The organism is Brevibacillus sp. BC25, from assembly GCF_000282075.1.
Taxonomy (GTDB): domain Bacteria; phylum Bacillota; class Bacilli; order Brevibacillales; family Brevibacillaceae; genus Brevibacillus.
The window spans coordinates 1-22,340 of record NZ_AKIX01000062.1 but is presented as its reverse complement, the minus strand read 5'-3'; the positions used below and the strand labels follow the sequence as shown (position 1 = coordinate 22,340).

Annotated in this window: 20 protein-coding genes; 16 read left to right on the top strand and 4 right to left on the bottom strand. The window is 49.2% G+C overall.

Features of this window, described 5'->3' with window-relative positions:
* Positions 1-157 precede the first annotated feature (157 nt).
* The 8 genes from PMI05_RS17875 to PMI05_RS17840 all read left to right on the top strand — a co-directional run bounded on the left by PMI05_RS17875 (position 158) and on the right by PMI05_RS17840 (position 8,271).
* Positions 158-2,836, top strand: a complete 2,679-nt coding sequence (locus PMI05_RS17875) for a sigma-54-dependent transcriptional regulator (protein ID WP_007724571.1) — start codon at positions 158-160, stop codon at positions 2,834-2,836.
* A 208-nt stretch (positions 2,837-3,044) separates the two neighbouring features.
* The gene (locus tag PMI05_RS17870) at positions 3,045-3,347 is read left to right on the top strand and encodes a PTS sugar transporter subunit IIB (RefSeq protein WP_007724569.1); all 303 of its coding nucleotides are present in this window, start codon (positions 3,045-3,047) and stop codon (positions 3,345-3,347) included.
* 7 nt (positions 3,348-3,354) lie between these two features.
* Positions 3,355-4,704: a PTS cellobiose transporter subunit IIC gene (celB, locus tag PMI05_RS17865; RefSeq protein ID WP_085972486.1), complete on the top strand. Its 1,350-nt coding sequence runs from the start codon at positions 3,355-3,357 to the stop codon at positions 4,702-4,704.
* A gap of 21 nt (positions 4,705-4,725) precedes the next feature.
* Positions 4,726-5,472, top strand: coding sequence for a chitin disaccharide deacetylase (gene chbG / locus PMI05_RS17860; protein WP_007724565.1), 747 nt, complete (start codon positions 4,726-4,728; stop codon positions 5,470-5,472).
* 12 nt (positions 5,473-5,484) lie between these two features.
* Positions 5,485-5,811: a PTS lactose/cellobiose transporter subunit IIA gene (locus tag PMI05_RS17855; RefSeq protein WP_039960970.1), complete on the top strand. Its 327-nt coding sequence runs from the start codon at positions 5,485-5,487 to the stop codon at positions 5,809-5,811.
* Positions 5,808-7,130: a 6-phospho-beta-glucosidase gene (locus PMI05_RS17850; RefSeq protein WP_007724561.1), complete on the top strand. Its 1,323-nt coding sequence runs from the start codon at positions 5,808-5,810 to the stop codon at positions 7,128-7,130. The genes PMI05_RS17855 and PMI05_RS17850 overlap by 4 nt, the downstream gene beginning before the upstream one ends.
* Before the next feature lie 13 nt (positions 7,131-7,143).
* Complete coding sequence (locus PMI05_RS17845; protein ID WP_007724559.1) at positions 7,144-7,983, top strand: Cof-type HAD-IIB family hydrolase; 840 nt, start codon at positions 7,144-7,146, stop codon at positions 7,981-7,983.
* A 24-nt stretch (positions 7,984-8,007) separates the two neighbouring features.
* On the top strand, positions 8,008-8,271 hold the full coding sequence (locus PMI05_RS17840; protein ID WP_007724557.1) for an HPr family phosphocarrier protein: 264 nt from the start codon (positions 8,008-8,010) through the stop codon (positions 8,269-8,271).
* Positions 8,272-8,335: 64 nt separating this feature from the next.
* Here PMI05_RS17840 and PMI05_RS17835 read toward each other — a convergent pair whose 3' ends face one another.
* Both PMI05_RS17835 and PMI05_RS17830 read right to left on the bottom strand, forming a co-directional pair.
* A complete protein-coding gene (locus PMI05_RS17835; RefSeq protein ID WP_007724556.1) occupies positions 8,336-10,489 on the bottom strand; it encodes a histidine kinase dimerization/phospho-acceptor domain-containing protein in 2,154 nt (717 codons plus the stop codon).
* The gene (locus PMI05_RS17830) at positions 10,467-11,159 is read right to left on the bottom strand and encodes a response regulator transcription factor (RefSeq protein ID WP_007724555.1); all 693 of its coding nucleotides are present in this window, start codon (positions 11,157-11,159) and stop codon (positions 10,467-10,469) included. Before PMI05_RS17830 ends, PMI05_RS17835 begins: the two co-directional genes overlap by 23 nt.
* Positions 11,160-11,333: 174 nt before the next feature.
* Here PMI05_RS17830 and PMI05_RS17825 point away from each other — a divergent pair, with 174 nt between their 5' ends.
* Both PMI05_RS17825 and PMI05_RS17820 read left to right on the top strand, forming a co-directional pair.
* Positions 11,334-11,954 (top strand): bifunctional 2-polyprenyl-6-hydroxyphenol methylase/3-demethylubiquinol 3-O-methyltransferase UbiG, encoded by a 621-nt coding sequence (locus PMI05_RS17825; protein ID WP_007724554.1) that lies wholly within the window; start codon positions 11,334-11,336, stop codon positions 11,952-11,954.
* An 18-nt stretch (positions 11,955-11,972) separates the two neighbouring features.
* On the top strand, positions 11,973-13,715 hold the full coding sequence (locus tag PMI05_RS17820) for a DEAD/DEAH box helicase (RefSeq protein WP_007724553.1): 1,743 nt from the start codon (positions 11,973-11,975) through the stop codon (positions 13,713-13,715).
* 57 nt (positions 13,716-13,772) lie between these two features.
* On the opposite strand, the gene PMI05_RS17815 is transcribed toward PMI05_RS17820, so the two are convergent.
* A complete protein-coding gene (locus tag PMI05_RS17815; RefSeq protein WP_007724552.1) occupies positions 13,773-14,123 on the bottom strand; it encodes a DUF779 domain-containing protein in 351 nt (116 codons plus the stop codon).
* Between the two features lie 3 nt (positions 14,124-14,126).
* A complete protein-coding gene (adh, locus tag PMI05_RS17810) occupies positions 14,127-15,647 on the bottom strand; it encodes an aldehyde dehydrogenase (RefSeq protein ID WP_007724551.1) in 1,521 nt (506 codons plus the stop codon).
* A gap of 244 nt (positions 15,648-15,891) precedes the next feature.
* Here adh and PMI05_RS17805 point away from each other — a divergent pair, with 244 nt between their 5' ends.
* The 6 genes from PMI05_RS17805 to dctP form a co-directional block, all read left to right on the top strand.
* Positions 15,892-17,619: a sigma-54-dependent Fis family transcriptional regulator gene (locus PMI05_RS17805; protein ID WP_039960974.1), complete on the top strand. Its 1,728-nt coding sequence runs from the start codon at positions 15,892-15,894 to the stop codon at positions 17,617-17,619.
* 138 nt (positions 17,620-17,757) lie between these two features.
* Positions 17,758-17,988 carry a hypothetical protein gene (locus PMI05_RS17800; protein WP_007724549.1) on the top strand — a complete coding sequence of 77 codons (231 nt, stop codon included), beginning with the start codon at positions 17,758-17,760 and terminating at the stop codon, positions 17,986-17,988.
* Positions 17,989-18,464: 476 nt separating this feature from the next.
* Entirely contained in the window at positions 18,465-19,541 is a 1,077-nt protein-coding gene (locus PMI05_RS17795; RefSeq protein ID WP_039960966.1) for a tartrate dehydrogenase, read from the top strand.
* A 20-nt stretch (positions 19,542-19,561) separates the two neighbouring features.
* A complete protein-coding gene (locus PMI05_RS17790; protein ID WP_007724545.1) occupies positions 19,562-20,986 on the top strand; it encodes an aldehyde dehydrogenase family protein in 1,425 nt (474 codons plus the stop codon).
* A complete protein-coding gene (locus PMI05_RS17785) occupies positions 20,983-21,759 on the top strand; it encodes an SDR family oxidoreductase (RefSeq protein WP_007724543.1) in 777 nt (258 codons plus the stop codon). The genes PMI05_RS17790 and PMI05_RS17785 overlap by 4 nt, the downstream gene beginning before the upstream one ends.
* A 29-nt stretch (positions 21,760-21,788) precedes the next feature.
* The coding region (gene dctP / locus PMI05_RS17780; protein ID WP_007724542.1) for a TRAP transporter substrate-binding protein DctP at positions 21,789-22,340 on the top strand (552 nt) is incomplete at its 3' end.

Genomic DNA, 22,340 nt, shown 5'->3' with positions numbered 1-22,340 from the left:
GCTGATCTTGGTTTACGACAAGATTGGCCTTTTTTACAAGGACGTATATATGCCCATCATATTCATAGGAAAGCAGGTTTTTCCAAATATTCGTGGAATTGAAAAGGATTGGATGTGCATTTCGTGACTTTCTATCTATTCAACGGTGGGTGATAGAGTGAAACGATTAGACTTAATATTCCAGACGTTAGTAGACGCTGGTCCTGATAAAAAAGTAAGCGCTTCAGAGTTGGCTGAGCGGCTTGGTTTGAGTCGAGCGAATGTGAGCAGTGATTTGAACCGTTTGTGGAAGGAAGGCCGAATCGAGAAGGAAGAAGGGCGTCCGACGCTGTTTTTTGCCAAGCAAGGAAACGATTCGCTCTATTTGGCGGAGACGTCGCTGGACAGGCTGGCGAAAACCAACAAGAGCTTGATCACGCGTATTGAGCAGGCAAAGGCCGCCGTTTTGTATCCGCCGCGAGGGATGCATTGCTTGATTTTGGGGGAAACCGGCGTGGGCAAATCGTGGTTTGCAGGGATGATTCACGAGTTTGCCGTTGATATTGGACGCCTGGATAAGCATGCTCCTTTCGTGATTTTTAACTGCGCCGATTATGCTAATAACCCGCAGCTCTTAATCAGTCAATTGTTCGGAGTCAAAAAAGGGGCGTACACCGGAGCGGAGATGGACCGCAAAGGACTAGTGGAAAAGGCAGACGGTGGCATTCTATTTCTCGATGAAGTGCATCGGCTGCCAGCGGAAGGACAGGAAATCTTTTTTACCTTTATGGATAAGGGCATATTCCGCCGCGTAGGGGAAACAGAGATGGAGCGGACGGCCCACGTCCAGATTGTGATGGCCACGACAGAAAATCCGGAGTCGAGTCTCTTAAAAACGTTTATGAGGCGTATTCCCATGGTCATCAAGCTGCCCTCTTTAGTTGAGCGTGGCTTGGAAGAGCGCTTTAGTATTACGATGGAGATTTTTCAAGAAGAGGCTTTTCGGTTGGGGAGAGAGATTCAGATATCGGCCAATGCTGTGCAGGCATTCTTGTGCTATCACTGCCCGAATAACATTGGACAGTTAAAAACGGATATTCAGCTCACCTGCGCCAGCGCCTACGCCGAATTCATTTCGTTAAAAAAGAATCAGCTGCACGTGTCGGTTCAGGACCTGCCGCATCATGTGAAGCAAGGGCTGCTTTTGGTGAAGGATTACAAGCAGGAGCTAGATGAAATCATTGGGACGGAGCACAATTGCTTTGTCGTGCAGCCATCAAAAGAGGGCATCTGGATCGGACGAGAAACAGGGGATACGACGGACAGTGTCTATGAAAAAATCGAGCAGAAAATATATGAACTGCAAAACCTCGGTGTGAGTGAAGAAGAATTGGAGTTTGACATCGAGAATTATTTTACGACCTTTATCAAAGGCGTCCACCAACGAGTGAATAAGGGCGACATGGCCCGGATTATCGACCCGTTCATCATTCACCTTGTGGAAGAGATCGTTCGCTTCGCAGAGGCCAAGCTGGAGAAGATTTTGAGCCAGAAGGTAATCTTTGGTCTCGCGCTACATATTCAGACATCGAAGGAGCGCCTCGCACAAGGCAAACAGATCGTAAATCCGCAAATCAACCATGTGCGAATCAAATACAAGAAAGAGTTTGCTGTGGCGCTAGAGTGCGTGCGCATGATAGAAGAAGCGATACTCATGGATCTGCCGATTGGTGAGGCCGGATATTTGACCATGTTTTTCGTACTCGACGATGTCAGCATGGAGGAAGAACGGGAAACAATCGGGGTGCTCGTGATTACGCACGGCAGCGGCGGTGCGACAGCGATGGTCGATGTGACGAACCGATTGCTGGTCACACAATATGCGAGAGCCATCGATCTGCCGCTCGAAGAAGATTCCATGAGTGTTTTGGAAAAAGCACTAAAAGTAGCCAGAGAGATCGGGAGCAAGGCTGGACTGCTGTTGCTTGTAGATATGGGGTCGCTGCTCGGCTTTGGCGAGATCATCGAGCGGGAGATGGGCATTTCGGTCAAAGTCATACCGATGGTCAGCACGCCACATGTGATTGAGGCCACTCGAAAGGCGATGCTCGGTCATTCACTGGAGGATGTTTACCGAGATGTCTTGGGCATTTCACTCTACCAGCGGGAGGAGCAGTCGAAAGAGCAGGCGCAAAAGCATGTTCCGGCGCTGACGATCGTCGCAGCCTGCCTGTCTGGGGAAGGCAGTGCCTTGTTCTTAAAAAAGCTACTGGAATCGAGGCTCAGGTACGATGATAACCTGTTGGAATTTGTGCCGCTGCAACTGATCGATAAGGCACAGGCCCGCAGTCAGCTTCGAAAAATCAAGGAGGAGAGAAAAATTCTCTTCGTGGTGAGCAATTACATTCTCGACCGCGAGTTGCGCCACCATAGCATGGACGATGTTTTGAACGGAGAGGCGATGTCTGATATCCAGAAAGTGATCGATCTGGAAGAGGCCTACCTGAAGATGCAAGAGTCGCTGGGGGAGCACCTGCAAATGGTAGACGGACAAGATATTCTCGCTGACGTGAGGATGTGTGTCGGCCGTATGGAGGAGCGACTGAACAATTCTTTGGTTTTTGACACGCGAATTGGGGCCTACTTGCACATCTGCTGCCTGGTTGATCGCTTGAAAGCAGGGACGCAATCAGTGGCGTATATTCAAAAAGACAGTTTTTTGCTGGAGAACCGCAAGCTGTACAGCTTAATCCGACATGAATTATTGCCGCTAGAAGACAAGTATGAGGTAGTGATCAGCGAAGACGACGTTTGTTTTATCATGAATTTCTTCATACACAATAAAACACTGGCGTAACCAGTGTTTTATTTTTTGTCTTTTCCATATTCAAAATCAAACACTACAGCGCTTACATAAAAACACTAATGAAGATGACAGGCGATGAGGTCACGAAATATGCCTAACCATGCGGTTTTTTCGGTAAGCGCATACATTTTTTGGTGTTTTGGCACGTAACTTGCTCTTACAATAAGGCATCACTCGTCGAGAGGAGGGGGTACAATCAATGAATATTTTATTGTGTTGCGCAGCGGGTATGTCGACAAGCTTGCTGGTTCAAAAAATGGAGGAAGCTGCCAGAGAAAAAGGGTTGGACGCTAAAATATGGGCAGTTTCCGCAGATGATGTGAAAAATCATATTGATCAAGCAGCAGTGCTCTTGTTGGGGCCACAAGTTCGTTACAAACTGACAGAGATGAAAAAAGAAGGGGCATCCAGAGGAATTCCTGTAGACGTGATCAGTACCGTTGATTACGGAACGTTGAACGGGAAAAACGTGCTTGAATTTGCACTTCGTCTAAAACAGTAGGAGGGGGATGCGTATGGGCGGATTTGTTTCATTTATGGAAAACCGCATGATGCCGATAGCAGGAAAAATGGCGGAACAAAAGCATCTGCAGGCCATTCGTGACGGAATTATCCTTACTTTGCCTTTGTTGATCATTGGTTCACTGTTCCTCATCATTGGCTTCATACCGATACCTGGTTATGACGAATTCATGGGCGGAGTTTTCGGCGAAAACTGGCGGACGAAGCTGCTGTATCCGGTTGGCGCTACTTTTGACATCATGGGATTGATTGTCAGTTTTGGCGTCGCTTACCGACTAGCAGAGAAATACAAGGTCGATCCGCTGTCGGCTGGAGCGATTTCTGTTGCTTCCTTCTTGCTCGCTACTCCGTATAAAGTAATGTTCACCCCTGAGGGAGTGAGTGCAGCCCAAGAGGTAGGCGGAGTCATTCCAGTTACGCTAATGGGTAGCCAGGGATTGTTCGTAGCCATGATATTGGCGATTTTAGGAACCGAGATTTATCGCAAAATCATCCAAATGAAAATCGTCATTTCCATGCCACCCGGAGTTCCCCCTGCTGTTTCCCGCTCTTTTGTGGCATTGATCCCTGCGGGTGCTGTGCTTATCGTTGTCTGGCTGATTCGGATTCTGCTAGAAAACACCTCTTTCGAGAGTATTCATAATATTGTAAAAGATCTTCTTGTCGGACCATTGAGTGTGGTCGGCAGCAGCTTGATTGGCGCCATTATCTGCGTGTTGCTTATTCATATACTCTGGGCAGTTGGTTTGCATGGTGCGGCGATAGTCGGTGGCATTATGAGCCCCATCTGGCTGACACTGATGGACCAGAACAGAGCGGCGTTTCAGGCAAATCCAAACGGTGAATTGCCGAACGTCGTCACCACGCAATTTTTTGACATGTGGATATATGCAGGGGGATCGGGTGCCACTTTGGCTCTCGTTGTCCTGATGGTATTCATGGCGCGAAGCAAACAGATGAAAAACATCGGTAGACTCTCGATCGGACCTGGTCTGTTTAACATCAATGAACCGGTCATCTTCGGAATGCCGATCGTCATGAACCCGCTCTTGATTATTCCGTTTGTGATTACCCCTGTCATATTGGTCATTATCAGCTATTTTGCGATGTCGCTCGGATGGGTAGCAAAGCCAAGCGGAGTATCTGTTCCGTGGACGACACCATTATTTGTAAGCGGATATTTGGCTACAGGCGGAAAAGTGTCGGGGATGGTTCTTCAAGCGGTGAACTTCCTCATCTCGCTCGCGATCTACTATCCGTTCTTCCGCTTGTGGGATAAACAAAAGGTAAGTGAAGAAAAAGCTGGTACTGCTTCCGATACAGCTGTGACTATGTAATCGCTAGAGGAGAGGCTATCTATGAAACTGATTGTGAATGCAGACGATTTTGGGTATTCCAAAGGCGTCAATCTGGGTATCGTCGAAGCGCATCGGGAAGGAGTCGTTACTTCTGCGACCTTGATGGTCAATATGGAGGGGTTCGAGCACGCTGTAGGGCTGGCCAAAGAACATCCAACGCTCGGAGTAGGCATTCATCTGGTACTCACATGCGGATCGCCAGTTAGTCAGGATGTACCATCGCTAACGGATGGAGAGGGGCGTTTTCGACGCGGGCAAGATCATTTGATTTCTGCTGCACCGGAGGATATCGAGCGGGAGCTGCGGGCTCAATTGGAGGTGTTCGTGGCGTCGGGGCTAAAGCTGACGCATATCGACAGCCACCACCATGTGCATGCACATCCAGCCGTTTTGCCGATTGTTCTGAAGCTGGCAGAGGAATATAGAGTGCCAGTTCGCTATCCCTGGATGTTCGGGACACAGGAGCAGCGGGACCAGTTGAGTGTTTTGACGACAGAAGGCTTTTCTCATCATTTTTATGGAGACGACCTAACCGTACAATCCTTCGTCAGGATCGTAGAGGATATGGCAGATTATCCTGTAGTTGAGATCATGACGCACCCTGCTTATTTGGACGAAGCGGTACTGACAGGCAGTTCATACGCAAAGCAACGAACCACAGAATTGAAAATCTTAACAGCAGCAGAGTTAAAGCAATACATTCGTGATCAAAAAATACAGCTCGTGACTTTTAGCGAACTTGGATAGGTGGAGATAGATTTGGACCATACAGACGTTATTTTTCAACTAATACTTCACGGAGGAAACGCGCGGAGTCTGGCAATGGAAGCGATCGCTCTGGCAAAAAATAGAGACTTGTCAGGAGCAGAGGATGCGTTGAAGCGTGCAGGAGAAGAGCTCGGTCGTGCACACCAAAATCAAACGGCACTGATCCAAAAGGAGATAGCGGGCGAAAAGACTGAGATCAGCATGCTCTTGATTCACGCCCAGGATCATTTGATGAACGCGATAACAGTCAAGGATTTGGCTACGGAGTTTGTCGAGCTGTACAGCCAAATCCATGAAGGCAAGGAGGCAGGAGTATGAGCGGAATCAAAATTGTAACGATCGGTGGAGGGTCTAGCTATACACCTGAGCTGGTGGAAGGCTTCATCAAGCGCTACGATGAGTTGCCCGTCCGAGAGTTGTGGCTGGTGGATATTCCGGAGGGCGAGAAAAAGCTGCAAACAGTAGGGGCCCTGGCAAAAAGGATGGTAGAGAAGGCAGGGGTGCCTATCGAGATCCATTTGACGATGGATCGGCGGAAAGCACTTGAGGGCGCAGATTTTGTTACAACACAAATGCGCGTGGGTCTCTTGGAAGCGCGGATCAAGGATGAGCGTATTCCTTTGAAATACGGAGTAATCGGTCAGGAAACCAATGGTCCCGGCGGCTTGTTCAAAGGCTTGCGTACCATTCCGGTCATTATGGACATTTGTCGTGACATGGAAGAGCTATGTCCAGATGCTTGGCTGATTAACTTCACGAATCCGGCTGGTATGGTCACAGAGGCAGTGCTGCGACATACCAACCGTAAAAAGGTCATTGGACTGTGTAATGTTCCCATTGGGATGAAAATGGGTGTTGCCACTGTTTTAGGGGTCGAGCAATCACGGGTTCATATTGATTTTGCCGGATTGAATCATATGATCTTCGGACTGGGTGTGTACCTGGATGGGGAAAACGTCATTTCCCAGGTAATCGATAAGATAACGGGCGACCAATCCGGTATTACGATGCAAAACATTTTGGACCTTGGTTGGGATAAAGATTTCATCAAAGCATTGGGGATTCTCCCGTGCCCGTATCATCGTTACTACTATCAGACCCGTACGATGCTTGAGCACGAGCTGGAAGAAGCGGAGCAGAAGGGTACGCGGGCTGAAGTGGTCAAGCAGGTGGAAGCGGAGCTATTCGCACTCTACGAAGACCCGGACTTAGATATCAAGCCTCCGCAGTTGGAGAAGCGTGGCGGTGCCTATTACAGTGAGGCTGCCTGCAATTTGATCTACTCCATTTACAACGACAAGCGCGATATCCAGACGGTAAATGTTCGCAACAATGGAGCGATTGCCAGCATTCCGGATGATTCGGCAGTCGAAGTGAACTGCGTTATTACAAGAGAAGGACCGATTCCTTTGGCTGTTGGTGATTTGCCTGTTTCCGTGCGTGGACTCGTACAGCAAATCAAGTCGTTTGAGCGAGTGGCAGCTGAGGCAGCTGTAACGGGTGATTACCATAAGGCGCTATTGGCGATGAATATTAACCCGCTGGTGCCGTCTGATGTGATCGCCAAAAAAATACTCGATGAGATGCTGGAGGCGCACAAGGAGTATTTGCCCCAGTTTTTCAAGCCCGTCACATAAGGATGGGACTCGTGTGAAATACAAACTCCTCGCTTTGGATGTGGACGGAACGATTTTGATGTCGAACCATACCTTATCCAAAGTAACAGAGCGGGCCATTACCCAGTTAGTGAAGCAAGGAGTCCACGTCACACTGGCAACCGGCAGGGCATACCCATCGGCCAAATCGTTGGCGCAGCAGTTCCAGATCAGCACACCACTTGTTTCCCATGATGGCGCATACGTCGCAGATCCCAAGACGGATCAGGTGCTATACGTACAGCGTATTCCGTATGAGATAGCGGCGAGGATTACAGATATACTCGTATCGCATGGCTTGGATGTCATGCTGCTTCATGAGTCTTATGCTGTCACGAATCGCACGTGGAAGTGGACGGACTTGTTTCCGCTGTTAAATGCCTGGACACTGCGCCAGCTCTGGAAAAATCAATACCCGCTCAAAATCCAGGCTTCGCGGTTAATAGCCGGATACGTTCGAAAACAGGAAGTGTGTGCCCCAAAAATATTCGTCACGGGTGACGAGAAGCGCCTGTTGGCAGCAAGACAAGAGCTGGAGAAAGCCGAACTTTCGGGGGTTCGCGTGACGGCATCGGGCGCGAATAATTTGGAAATATTGCCTGTGGGCATCTCCAAGGCAAGTGGTCTTGCGGTAGTGAGTGAGAAGCTTGCGATTCAGCCTGACGAGATCGTTGCTGTAGGCGACAATTACAATGATGTAGAGATGCTCCGATTCGCCGGACTGGGTGTGGCGATGGGAAATGCTCCTGATGATCTGAAACAGCTGGCTCGACATGTCACGGAAACGAACGATCGGCATGGGGTAGCAGAAGTCATTGAGAAGTTTTTCTTGTAAGAGGACAGGAAGGGAGGCGTGAAATTGATCCGAATGAATCTGGAAGTAGCCGTGAGTGGAGGTCTCCATGCTCGCCCTGCTTCTGTCTTGGTGAACCTGCTCAATCAATACAGCTCGTCGGTCAAGATGATCTACAATGACAAGCAGGCAAATGGCAAAAGCATCCTCAGCGTAATGGCTCTGGGGGCAAAGACCGGAGATGAAATTATGTTTGAGGTGGAGGGTGCCGACGAGCAAGAGGTGGCTGCCAGTATTGAGTCCCTATTTGAAAGGAACTTTGCCATCTAACAGGGTGAAGCCACGTAATAAAGCCAGTGCCGGATGATCGGGCACTGGCTTTTCTCTTTGATCCTTACGTGTGTTTGCGGAATACGACAATGACTTTGAAGTAATCGCCATCAATATCGATCGACAGCCTGCCACCTTGCAATTCTACGATGCTTTTTGCGATAGCCAAGCCGAGGCCAGAGCCTTCAGTATGTCGAGATTGATCAGCGCGCTTGAACCGTTCAAACAGTTCCTGCGCATCAAAGTCGATTTCATAGGCGGAGACATTTTTGAACGTCAGGATGACCTCATCCTGTGTTTCTGCCAAATGGATCAGGACGCGTGTATTCGGCATGGAATACTTCAGGGCGTTGCCGATCAGATTTTCAAATACGCGCCACGTTTTCTTGCCATCCAGAGGGGCGACAATCTTTGGCTGCTCCGTCGTTACGCGGAAGGTGAGCGTCGATTGCTCGATTTTGTCACTGAATTCTGCAATGGATTGGTTGAGCAGGGAGGCGACATTCACTTGCTCGATATTCAGTTCCACCGCGCCGCTGGACATTTTGGCTGCGTCAAACAGGTCATCGATGAGCACGCGCAGTCGATCTGCTTTGCGATCCAAAATATCGACGTAGCTCTTGCGTTCCTCTGGTGCCAAATTTTCCTGCTTGAGCAGGGTAACGTAGTTAATAATCGACGTCAGCGGTGTTTTTAAATCATGGGAAACATTTGTGATCAATTCGGATTTCATTCGCTCGCTTTTCATCTGCTCTTCCATCGCGTGCTTGAGTCCCTTTGTGATGTTGTTGAGAGAGTGCGCGAGATCAGATAACTTTCCTTTTTTTACCTTTTGGATCGTGGTGTTCAGATTGCCTCCAGCCATTTCAGAGGCACCGTGCATGATGCGGTTCATCAGTCCCAAGCGTCTAAGTGAGTATGGGAAAACTACGATCATGTAAAACATGCCATACAAAAAGCTGAAAAACAGTAAGCCACCAGACCCTTCGACAAGCCCGACGAATCCGAAACCGATACTCATACCGAACATGACAGTCAGGATGAACAACGTGGATACTTTGAAGAACATGCCACGATTGGTGTAGCTTTCTTGAAGAAGGACACGTTGTCTGGCAAAAATACTCTTTTGCCATTGCTGCGTAAATCTCTCAGGCTGGTTGTACATAAGCCATGCCTCCATGAATTGTAGAAGCAGGTAAGCAGTAAACAACGAAACGAACGCAAGGGTGAAGAAATGATCACCATCAATTGGCAAGAAGAAAAAGCGCATGTTCGCGATCATAATGAAATACGTAAAGCCAAGTACGAAAGACAGTGCCATCCGAATATCCAACGGGATGAATCGGAACAGTGCCAGGCTTTTCGCTACAATCGGTACTTCTAACGCTTTGCTGACAGGCAAATACCAGTAGCAGAGTGCAAGGATGAACAGAGTGCCCCCGAGCAGGACAAACTCGCCAATCAGCCGATCCCGAATGGAATCGTAGTAAAGTGCATCTGTGTGGACCTGACTATATCCGTCTGGTTCTTTTGGGACATAAAAGATACCACTTAGTTGATTCAGTTGATAAGTGCGATTGATGCTTTCTAAATCACCAATCGTATTCGGGAGGTTGATTGTATGGCGCGCATATCGGGCCAGTTCCCATTCTGTAGGTTCTTGGGGGAGATTGGTGTAAACTTTGTTGTTCTTTTTATCAGTGACATAGTATTTGAAGGAGCCGCTTCGAAGGGTGAGGCTGTTTTTGCGTTCCTCGTACTCGGCATCTCTTTCGGCGATTCTGTTGTTCACTTGGTCCTGATAATTCGACGTTGCTTTCGCGATGTCTTCTTGCAAGCTACGTGAATGTTCTTCGGTTAATTGGGCGACTCTCTCGTGGTCCCCCTCTCTTTTTGCCTGTTCTATCATATCTGAGAGCTGGTTATCTTCCTTAATCGACCGGAGGGTTTCCTCATGCTCTTTTTTGAGCTGATTCGCTGTCTTCTCGTCGAGCTTTCCTGGAGTGTAGTTTGAATAATCTACATGAACGTCTTTCACCAGCTCGGCAAATGTATCTAATTCACGATTGAAGCCTGAGCTTTGAAAGTAATTATCCTCTTGGAGATTCTCGCGTTTATGGTACAGATCGGCCATCGTTAGGAAAGCGAGCGAAATACTCACGATCATAACAATGAGCACGGGCACCGCAAAGCGTTTATTTTTCGATTTTGTATCCAATTCCCCATACCACCTTCAAGTATTTAGGTTCCTTCGGGTTGATCTCTATTTTTTCCCGAATGCGTCTCACGTGGACAGCCACCGTGTTTTCCGCGTTCATATAAGGCTCTCTCCAGACCCGTTCATAAATTTCCTCGATCGAAAATACCCGTCCCTTGTTTTCCATCAACAGCTCCAAGATTTTGTACTCGGTAGCAGTCAGGCGAACCTCGTTACCGTCAATCGCAACATTTTTTGTGCTTTTGTTCAAGGTCAAGCCGCGTACCTGAATCTCATCTTCTGTCATTTGAGCACTTCCGAGATTGGTAAAACGTCTTAACTGAGATTTGACTCTGGCGATGAGTTCCAAGGGATTAAAAGGTTTCGTCACATAGTCATCGGCACCGATGTTGAGCCCGAGGATTTTATCGGTATCCTCCGATTTGGCAGAGAGCATGATGATCGGGATGTTTTTTTTCTGGCGAATTTGAAAGGTGGCGGTCATCCCGTCCATTTTTGGCATCATGATGTCCATCAGGATGAGTTGGATCTCTTCGCGTTCCAGTACGTCCAGCGCTTCCAGTCCATTGCTAGCCTTGAATACGGTCATGGATTCATTTTTGAGATAGATTTCGATTGCGTCGCGGATTTCTTCCTCGTCGTCGACTACGAGGACTTGATATTTGGTCATGATTCGTCCCACCTTATGAATGCATTCATGGTACTATCTTAACGCCCAGCTCTAACAAAACAGTAATGAAATGTCTTACAAATTTCTTAATAAACCGTGTTCAGGAAATGCTAGCTGATAGGATCGAGCCGATAAATAAGGTAAGATGTGAGGAAGAATACGAGAAAATTGGTGATGGCTTTGCTGGAATGGACAGGGGAGAGAATCATCCCCAAGCTGTTAAAATCTACGAATGGCATGCTACTGGAACATATAGCCAGATATTATTTTGCCGCGCCTTATGTAAAAGGTCGAGTGCTGGATATCGCTTGCGGTACCGGCTACGGATGTCATATGATCGCAAAGGATCGAAAACGAGAGCTGACGGAATTGATCGGAGTCGACAACGATGAGGCGACGATATTGTACGCCAATCGGGAATACAACCATCAAAAGATTACGTATCAGCAGGGTGACGCACTTGATCCGGCGCTTCCCGAGCAATTGGGGTTGTTTGATACGATTTTGAGCTTTGAGACGATTGAGCATGTCGCAGACGATTTGCTGTTTATGGATAACTTGTATCGGATGCTGAAACCAGGTGGTACGCTGGTGCTGTCCAGTCCATTTGGCAGAGGACGGGGCATGCAGACGAGTGAGCCCTTCCATGTTCATCAGCTGACGCCGGAAGAGTTCGCGGAGCTGTTTGTACGCTATTCTGACGTGGATATGTATTATCAGAGAGGCGTTACATTTGAAAAAACACCTCGCGATGGCGTACGATATTTTATCGGCATGGCAGTATGTACGAAATAATAACGGATCGATTTATGAATGGAGATGGCGAAACTGGCTGATTTTTTGAGATTGGGAATACATAAGGAACTAATAGGTGCTCTGCAAGCAAACGGGATTACCGAGCCTACACCGATTCAGGAAAAAGCAATTCCTGTTGTGCTGGAAGGAAAAGATGTAATCGCGCAAGCACAGACGGGAACCGGGAAGACACTCGCATTTGTCCTGCCGATCTTGGAAAAAACGGATCCACAAGCGACGCATGTTCAGGCGTTGATTCTTACCCCTACGCGGGAGCTTGCCTTGCAAATTACGGCAGAGGTAAAGAAGCTGACGGAAAAGCTGGAAGACATCCAAGTACTCGCGGTTTATGGTGGACAAGATGTCAATCAGCAACTGAAAAAGCTGAAAGGAAAAATACATGTGGTCATCGCGACACCGGGACGTTTGCTGGATCATCTGCGAAGAGGGACGATTGATTTATCGCAAGTTTCGATGTTTGTCCTGGATGAGGCGGATCAAATGCTTCATATGGGTTTTTTGCCTGAGGTAGAAGATATTATGGCAAATACGCCTTTTGAAAAACAGACCTTGCTGTTTTCGGCCACCATGTCGGAACAGGTGCAATCTCTTGCGAAGCGCTTTATGCAAACGCCGGAAAACATCAAAGTGCAGGGCAAGCGAATTACGTTAGATGATATTCGCCAAATTGCAGTGGAGACCACAGATCGTGCGAAGCAAGCTACGTTGTGCAGTCTGCTGGATGAACAACGGCCGTTTCTGGCGGTGATCTTTTGCCGAACAAAGCGCAGAGCTAGTAAGTTAAATGCAGAGCTGCAAGGTCTCGATTATATGTCTGACGAGCTGCACGGCGATTTGTCACAGGCGAAGCGCGAGGATGTCATGAAGAGATTCCGCGAGGCCAGGATTCAGTACTTGGTTGCAACGGATGTGGCAGCGCGCGGGCTTGATGTCGAGGGAGTCACGCACGTTTTCAATTACGACATTCCGGAAGATGTGGACAGCTATATACACCGGATCGGCAGAACGGGGCGAGCCAAGGAAAAAGGGACCGCTTTTACCTTGGTAGCGGCGAAGGATTGGGGGCAGCTCAGGGAGATTGAAGAAGGGATCAATCTGTCTCTGGAGCGGCGTGAAATGGATCGTGGAGAGTCGGGCGATCAGAAAAAGCAAAAGCCTGAGAGGGAGCGAGCCGAGAAAGCAGATCGGCGCGGGGACAAGCAGGGCAGAGAGGCAAGAGGGAAAGGAAAGTCCGCTGAGGGAAGACAGCAAGGCTCTAGGGAGCGTCGTGATGGAGATGGACGACGTCAATCAAAGGGTGGCAGTTCTGAGCGTAATTCAGGGAAACGTGAACGCGTAGAAGGTCGCTTTGAGAGCAAGGCGAAAGGCAGAGACCGTACAGCAGGCGGGTTCGAGCGCAAGCCGAAGGACGGTAACCGAGCGACAACAGGTGGCTTTGAGTACAAACCAAAGGACGGTAACCGAGCAACAACAGGTGGCTTTGATCGTAAACCAAAGGATGGTAACCGAGCACCAGGTGGCTTTGATCGAAAGCCAAAGGACGGTAACCGAGCAACAGGTGGCTTTGATCGAAAGCCAAAGGATGGTAACCGAGCACCAGGTGGGTTCGAACGCAAGTCGAGCAATTCCAAGGGCAAGCCAGTAGCTGCTCAACGCGGCTCAGCACGCCCGAATGCAAAACAAGGCAATCGAGCAAGCAATGCTCCTGCAAATCGTACCTCTCGCAAAAAATCGAGATAGTCATCCAAACAAAAAAAGACCGTTCCAGCCAGCAAAAAGGCAGGAGCGGTCTTTCTTTTATTCCGGTTGCATGTCTGGAAATACCCGTGAACGTGTGAGGAAGCGTACCCCCTCGGGTCCTTCCAGCGAAAACATTCCGCCCCGCCCATTCACGACGTCAATGATGAGCTGCGTATGCTTCCAATACTCATACTGCGCTTTGCCCATGTAGAACGGGCAGCCACCAATCTCCCCCAACAGGACGTCCTGCTCACCCACGAGAAATTCTCCGAGCGGGTAACACATGGGGGAACTGCCATCGCAGCAGCCCCCTGACTGGTGAAACATCAGGTCACCGTGTTTGGCGCGAAGTCGTTCAATTAGTGCCAGTGCAGCATCTGTCGCGAGCACTTTTTCAGGCTGGCTCATTGATCAAAAGAAGCCCAGAGCTTGATCGCTATAGCTGACCAGCAGGTTTTTCGTTTGTTGGTAGTGAGACAGCATCATTTTGTGATTCTCGCGGCCGATACCGGACATTTTGTAACCGCCAAATGCTGCGTGAGCTGGGTAAGCGTGGTAGCAGTTGGTCCACACGCGACCAGCCTGGATTTCGCGGCCCATACGGTAGGCTGTGTTCGTGTCGCGTGTCCATACACCAGCACCCAAGCCATACAGCGTATCATTTGCCATGGCGAGCGCTTCATCTGTATCCTTGAATGTCGTTACAGAGACGACCGGACCGAAGATTTCTTCCTGGAAGATGCGCATCTTGTTGTGGCCTTTAAAGACAGTTGGCTGGATGTAGTAGCCGCCCTCGAGATCACCTGCAAGCTGTGCACGAGCGCCGCCAATCAGGCATTCGGCACCTTCTTGTTTGCCGATATCCAGGTAGGAGAGGATTTTTTCTACCTGCTCCAAAGAAGCCTGTGCGCCGATCATCGTATCTGTATCGAGCGGATTTCCTTGCTTGATATTGGCTACGCGTTGCAGGGCACGCTCCATGAATTGGTCGTAAATGCTTTCGTGAATGAGTGCGCGGGATGGGCATGTGCAAACCTCGCCTTGGTTGAGCGCAAACAGTACGAATCCTTCAATCGCTTTGTTAAAGAAGGCATCGTCTTTTGCAGCCACATCCGGGAAGAAGATGTTTGGCGATTTTCCGCCCAGCTCCAGCGTCACCGGAATGATATTTTGGGAAGCGTATTGCATGATCAAGCGTCCTGTCGTCGTTTCACCCGTAAAGGCGATTTTCGCGATGCGGTTGCTTGAAGCGAGAGGTTTACCCGCTTCCAGACCGAAGCCGTTCACGACGTTGATGACGCCAGGAGGGAGCAGGTCGCCGATCAGCTCCATCAGCACCATGATGGATGCAGGTGTTTGCTCCGCAGGCTTGAGGACGACGCAGTTGCCCGCAGCCAAGGCTGGAGCCAGCTTCCATGTAGCCATGAGGAGCGGGAAGTTCCACGGAATAATTTGACCAACGACACCGAGTGGCTCATGGAAATGGTAAGCGACCGTGTCGTTATCGATTTCACCGAGTGTACTTTCTTGAGCGCGGATCGCTCCGGCGAAGTAACGGAAATGGTCAATCGCCAGTGGGATGTCGGCCGCGAGTGTTTCACGAACGGGCTTGCCGTTTTCCCACGTCTCTGCGTTTGCCAGCATCTCCAGATTTGCTTCCATCCGATCCGCGATTTTTAACAAAATATTCGCGCGCTGTGCAACAGAGGTACGACCCCACGCGTCTTTTGCCTCATGGGCAGCGTCCAGTGCCAGCTCAATATCTTCGGCTGTCGAACGGGCTACCTCGCAAAAGACCTTGCCTGTTACAGGTGATACGTTTTCGAAATACTCACCTTTTACTGGCGGAACCCAATTACCCCCGATGTAGTTTTCATAACGATTTTTGAAAGTCACCTTGGAACCAGCTTGGCCGGGCTGAGCATAGATCATTGCGAGCGCCTCCTCATTTATCACATATTTCTTTACAGCCCTCTCTAAAAGCAAGTCTCGTACCAACGTGAAAAAGCTCAAAATGACAGCGTTTTCTTGAACGGATGAGGGTAGAAATTGTTCCATAATGGACCATGTCGTGTTCCGTATTGGGACAAATGTGCTCGTGGTTCGACTGGTTTTTCTATAGCAAAGACTCTCATGTTATACTGAGAAGGAATGATTTTTGGGGGAGGGAATCGTGTTGTCGACGATTGTTCAGCAATCTTGGAAGCGCTGTCAGGAATCGAACCTCAAGGTTACGGAGAAGGCCAATGATCAAATCATTTCTGCCCGACGAATCAAAGAAATCATTCAGGATAATCACCCTCTGATTCGCGAAAGTCTCCCGCTTTTTAACAAGCTTGCTCCCTTTTTGTTATCGACAGAGCACATCGCACTCTTGTCTGACCGGGAAGGAAATATTATTCAAACGATCGGGGACCCAGTCTTCGCCAACCAGGCACAAAAAGTACAGCTGCAAATCGGAGCGAACTGGACAGAAGACTACAAAGGAACTAATGCGATTGGGACAGCACTGATCGCACAACAGCCGATTCAGGTACAGGGAGAGCAACACTACTTCTTGGAAAATCGCTTTCTTACATGCTCAGCCGCACCTATTTTTTCACCTGCGGGTGAGCTGTTGGGCATCATTGACATTAGTACGCGTAAAGAATATTCCCATCCGTTTGCACTAACAATTGCTTGCATGATCGCAGAGGCTCTGCAAAACCGCTTTTTGTTAGAAGATGCGGAGCGCGTGATTGCCATACCAACTCTATCAAGCCGAGGAGATGGTCGAGAAAAGCTGGCACTCGTCGGTTTGGATCGGGACGAGCGTATCGTGGGTCTAAATGAGGCCGCGCAGCAGCAGCTCGGAAAGGAAGCCTTGGGAACTAGAGTAAGTGCGGAGCAAGAGCGTGCCGGCCGTAATGTGAAAGATCATCGGCCGCGTTTTTGGTCTGCGGCACCCAAAGAACAGCTGAAGCCGTTTCCGCGTCTAGCTGGTTCATGCCCGCTCTTCATGCAGGCAAAGATGCTCGGACAAAAGGCAGCGCAGGTAGATTTTCCTGTAATCATATTGGGGGAAAGCGGTACAGGAAAAGAGCTGTTTGCTCAAATGGTCCATGAGACAGGTCCACGCGCGCATGAGCCTTTTATTGCAGTGAACTGTAGTTCGATTCCAGAAAATTTAATCGAGAGTGAATTGTTTGGATATGAAAGTGGGTCATTCACAGGGGCACATCGGGAAGGAAGAATCGGAAAGTTTGAAGCGGCGAAAAAGGGCACGATCTTTTTGGATGAGATCGGGGATATGTCTTTGCGTGCGCAAGCGGCACTTCTGCGCGTTTTGCAGGAAAAGGTCGTCACCCCAGTGGGGAGCAATCAATCCCGCCCTATTTATGCACGGATCATTGCCGCTACGCATCGAAACCTGTCAGAGGAGATCAAGGCGGGACGTTTTCGGGCTGACCTGTACTACCGGCTCAAAGGGGTCTCCATTCATTTGCCGTCATTGAAAAAGCGCAGTGATATCATCCAGGTGGCGGAGCATCTATTGCAGCAAATCGACACAGAACAACCGTACATACTAACCACCGAGGCAAAGGATAAGCTGTGTGCTTATTCGTGGCCGGGCAATATCCGGGAACTGCAAGGAGTGCTGATTCAAGCGGTGTTTTTGGCAGAGGGGGACACCATTGATTGCGATCACATCCAGCTGGAGGGATTGATAGAAGCCGATTCGCCTGAGACTTTGGATCATGCCATTCCTTCTTTGCGTGAAACAGAGAGAATCGCAATCAAAAAGGCGCTCGAGAAAAGTGGCGGTAATGTCAGTAAAGCGGCCAAAATGCTGCAAATCGGACGCAATACCTTGTATCGCAAAATAGAAGAATTCCAGATTGGGGCACCGATTAATCAGGAATAGTCATAATGGGGTACATCCGAGATACGAGTAATTCTGGGTCACACACTTACAAAAAATGGTGATTGCATTTATTACGTAAGAAAAAGAGAATCAGGAATAATCATTCCTGATTCTCCTTTTTGAAAGAAGGTGATATTTATGAAGAATAAATTAATCGTGTCTTTGGCTGCAACAGCAATAGTTGTGGTGCTAGTATTTGGATTTTTATATGTGGGGACTGGAAATGATTACTATAGATTTTCTGATGGAGCATCCTCAGAACAGATAGAAGCTTTAAAGAGTAATAAAATAGATTATATGATCAAAGAAGACGGATCTTTATGGATAAGAAGAAGTGATGAATTGAAAGTAGCACAATGTTGTACATAGTTATGTTGAGTAACCAAAATGAGAGATACAACAGCAACCGGATTTATGAATGGTTGCTGTTTCTTTTCCATCAAAGGAAAGCCGTAGCACATCTAGGGGTACAGCCGAGATACGAGTAATTTTGGGTCGCAAGCTTACAGAAATTCTCATTTTTCGAATGCAGTTTGTGGCATGGCAGGAGAATTCGATAAAATCATCATTTGGAAATAAAAGTAAGACTATGACCCCTTTTTGCATGTATCTCGGCTGTACCCGATAATGGATGAAACGGTATAGCTTGGCGTGAACAAATGTTGCAATGCGTGTTGCAACATTTTGTTGCGTTTGTTTTGCAATGTAACCGGACAAGTGAGGCATGGAGAGAACGGATGATAGACTTTTATCCGGTTAGGGGTATAATACGGAGCTTGGCATTAATCATGCAAGGGATAGTGTGGTATAAAGTCAAAAAATTTAGATTTTTAGGAGGGAGACTGTTGCTTCACTATTCCATTGCAGTAATTCCAGGAGACGGAATCGGTCCCGAGGTCATGGAAGAAGGCCTAAAGGTGTTGGGAGCCATAGAAGAGAGTCACGGCGGCATTCGGTTTGCTCGTGATGTCATGGATTGGAATTGTAGCTACTATCTCCAACACGGCAAAATGATGCCGGAGAATGGACTCCATATTTTAAAAGACTATGATTTGATTCTGCTTGGTGCAATCGGTGCGCCCGAGGTTCCTGACCATGTCTCTGTATGGGAGTTGATCTTGCCGATTCGGCGGGCATTCCAGCAGTATGTGAACCTTCGCCCGGTCAAGCTGCTCAAAGGTCTGGAAAGCCCTCTTCGCTATAAAGGGCATGCTGATCTCGATTTCGTCGTGGTACGGGAGAATACGGAGGGTGAGTACTCCAATATGGGAGGGCGCATGCACCAGGGGACACCGTACGAAATGGCGGTGCAGAACAACGTATTTACCCGGTATGGCACAGAGCGCATCCTCAAATACGCTTACGCACTGGCGGAAAAACGTTCGAAAAAGAGCGTAACCGCGGCTACGAAGTCCAACGGCATCAACCATTCCATGCCGTTTTGGGATGAGATCGTCAAGGAAGTCAGTCAGGAATACCCAGGTATCCAGACCAATCTGTATCATATCGACGCACTCGCTGCGTATTTCATCACGCGACCAGAAACGTTTGACGTCGTTGTCGCGAGCAACTTGTTTGGAGACATTTTGACCGATCTCGGGGCGGCGATCGTCGGAGGTTTGGGCTTGGCTCCTTCCGCGAACATCAATCCGGAGCGCAAGTATCCATCCATGTTTGAGCCCATTCACGGTTCTGCGCCAGATATTGCGGGGAAAGGAATCGCCAATCCAATCGCACAAATATGGAGCCTCGCCATGATGATGGATCATCTCGATCTGCCAGAGCTCAGTGCTGTCATCATGAACGCTATCGAAAACGTGTTGCAAGATGGCAAGGTGCTCACTCCTGATCTTGGGGGGACGGCGACAACAAAAGAATTGGGAGACGAAATCGTTCGCCACATCTATCAAACAACGAGATAAATATAAGGGAGGAAGAGGACATGGAAGCGAGATCGTATGATTTGTACATTGGCGGAGAATGGGTGAAAACCGAGAGCTACATTCCCGTCCTTCACAAGTACACGGGCGAGTGCATCGCGCATATCGCCAAGGCCTGTCAGCAGCATGTAACAGAAGCGGTGGAAGCTGCGTGGGAGACGTTTAAGGCGGACAAATTGACTCCTTTTCAACGATACAAAATCTTGCTGAAAGCCTCTGAGCTAATGGAGGAACGCCGGGACGAGATGGAGCAATCCTTGATTCGCGAAGTGGGCAAAACGCGCAAGGACGCGATGAATGAGCTGGATCGGACGATCAATACACTGCGCTTGTCGGCAGAGGAAGCCAAGAAAATTCACGGGGAAATGATTCCACTGCAAGCGACAGAAGGCTCGGAAAACCGTCTGGGATTTACCATTCGGGTGCCAAAGGGAGTAATCGGTGCCATTACGCCGTTTAACTATCCCTTGCTGCTCAGCACGCACAAGATCGCGCCTGCGCTAGCCGCAGGAAATACGCTGGTGGTTAAGCCAGCTACAGTCACACCTATCGCAACCTTTCTGTTGGTGGAGATTCTGGAGGAAGCGGGCTTGCCAAAAGGCTATGTAAATATCGTGACGGGGGCAGGCAGTCAGGTAGGGGAATGGCTGATGGATGAAGAGCGCATCGCTATGTACACCTTTACCGGGTCAGGAGAAGTCGGTCGCCGCATCAAGGAGCGAAGTGGCATGCGTCCCGTTGCGCTGGAGCTGGGCAACAACTCTCCCAATATCGTGCACCTCGATGCAGATTTGGAGCTGGCAGCCCGTCAAACGGCCGCCCGCAGCTTTCACAATGCTGGTCAGGCGTGCATTGCTGTCCAGCGCATTTACGTGCATGAATCGGTTATGCAGGTGTTCAGTGACTTGTATATCTCACATGTCCATCAGTTGAAGGTAGGGAACCCGGAAGATCCGGACACGGATGTCGGCCCGATGATCAGTGAAAAAGAGGCGAGCCGTACAGAGGAATGGGTACAGGAAGCGATTAGCCAAGGGGCAAGATCGCTCATGCCTGTCAAACGGGAAGGGGCACTCTTCTATCCCGCTGTGTTGGTGGATACAAGGCCAGAGATGAAGGTGGTATGCCGGGAAGTGTTCGCGCCCGTCGTCACGATCATTCCGTACAGTGACCTTGAAGATGCTTTTACACAAGCCAATGATTCGGAGTACGGCTTGCAGGCGGGGATTTTTACCCGTGATTTGAACGTCGCAATGAAAGCTGCACGCGTACTGGAATACGGTGGCGTGGTGATCAACGACGTATCGACCTATCGGAATGACGTCATGCCATACGGCGGAATCAAAAACAGCGGACTGGGCAAGGAAGGTCCGCGTTACGCAGTCGAAGAGATGACGGAAGAGCGAATGGTGGTGATCAACCTATGAGCGGGCAACTTTTGCAAGGAAAAACGGCGATTGTAACAGGGGCCGCGTCAGGAATGGGCAAGGCCATTGCGAAGCTTTTTGCGGACGAGGGAGCCAACGTCATCCTGGCTGATTTGAACAAGGAGGCGGCAGTAGTGGTCGCTCAAGAGCTGCCACAAGGAAAAGGTCATGCGGTGCAAACGGATGTGGCAGACGATACTAGCGTTGCTGCACTCGTGAAGGAAACGCTCGAAGTGTACGGCTCGATCGATGTCCTGGTCAACTGCGCGGGTGTTCCCCAAGCGTTTACCCCCATTGAGGAGCTGACCTTAGAGCAGTGGGATCGCATCATGTCTGTGAACACGAAATCGATCTTTTTGACGACAAGGCATGCGGTTCCCCACATGAAGGAGAAGGGGAAAGGGAAAGGCAGCATCATCAATATCGCTTCGATTGCCGGGATCAGAGCCCGTCCGGGGCTGAATGCGTACTGCGCGTCCAAGGGGGCCGCTATCATGTTGAGCAAGGCATTGGCGATTGAGCTCGCTCCTTTTCAAATCCGGGTCAATGTCATCAATCCAGGGCCGGCAGAGACACCGATGCTGGGTAAGTTTATCAATGGTGATGAAGCGGAAGTAGAGGCCGGGAAAAAAGATATTTTCATCAGCAGTGTTCCATTGGGCATGTTGATTCAGCCGGAGGATATCGCGCAGGCGGCTCTCTATTTGGCTTCTGATCTATCCAAAATTGTCACGGGCGAGGTCATGAATGTAGACGGTGGAAGAGGGATCTAAACAAAAGAATCAACAGGGGGTACTATCGCATGTTTCGGAAGAAGGGGAGCTTCGTGCTAGCGAGCATCATGTCATTGTCTTTATTTCTGGCGGCGTGCGGAGGAGGAGGCGGTCAACAGACTGCTCCGCCTGCGGGACAAGCTGGGGGGACTGAAGCGCCGAAAAGTGACGGCCAAAGCTATGTATTCAAAGCAGGGCATTCACTGACGGAAGATCATCCATACCATTTGGCATTGAAAAAAATGGCCGAGGATGTCGACAAGCGCTCGAATGGAAAAGTGAAAATCGAGGTGTATCCGCTGAGCCAGCTAGGAGCGGAGCGAGAATTGACAGAGGCGCTGACCTTTGGAACGGCGGATATGTCGATTACCTCGACTGCGCCCGTAATGAACTTCCATCCAAAGCTGGGCGTGCTTGATCTCCCGTTCTTGTTTGAGAGCCGTGAGCAGGCGTACAAGGTACTCGACGGACAAGTCGGGCAGGACATCCTCAAGGATTTGGAAAACGCCAATCTGGTCGGGCTGGCTTGGGCTGAAAACGGCTTCCGCCATATTACGAACGGTTCGAAGGTGATCAAGAAG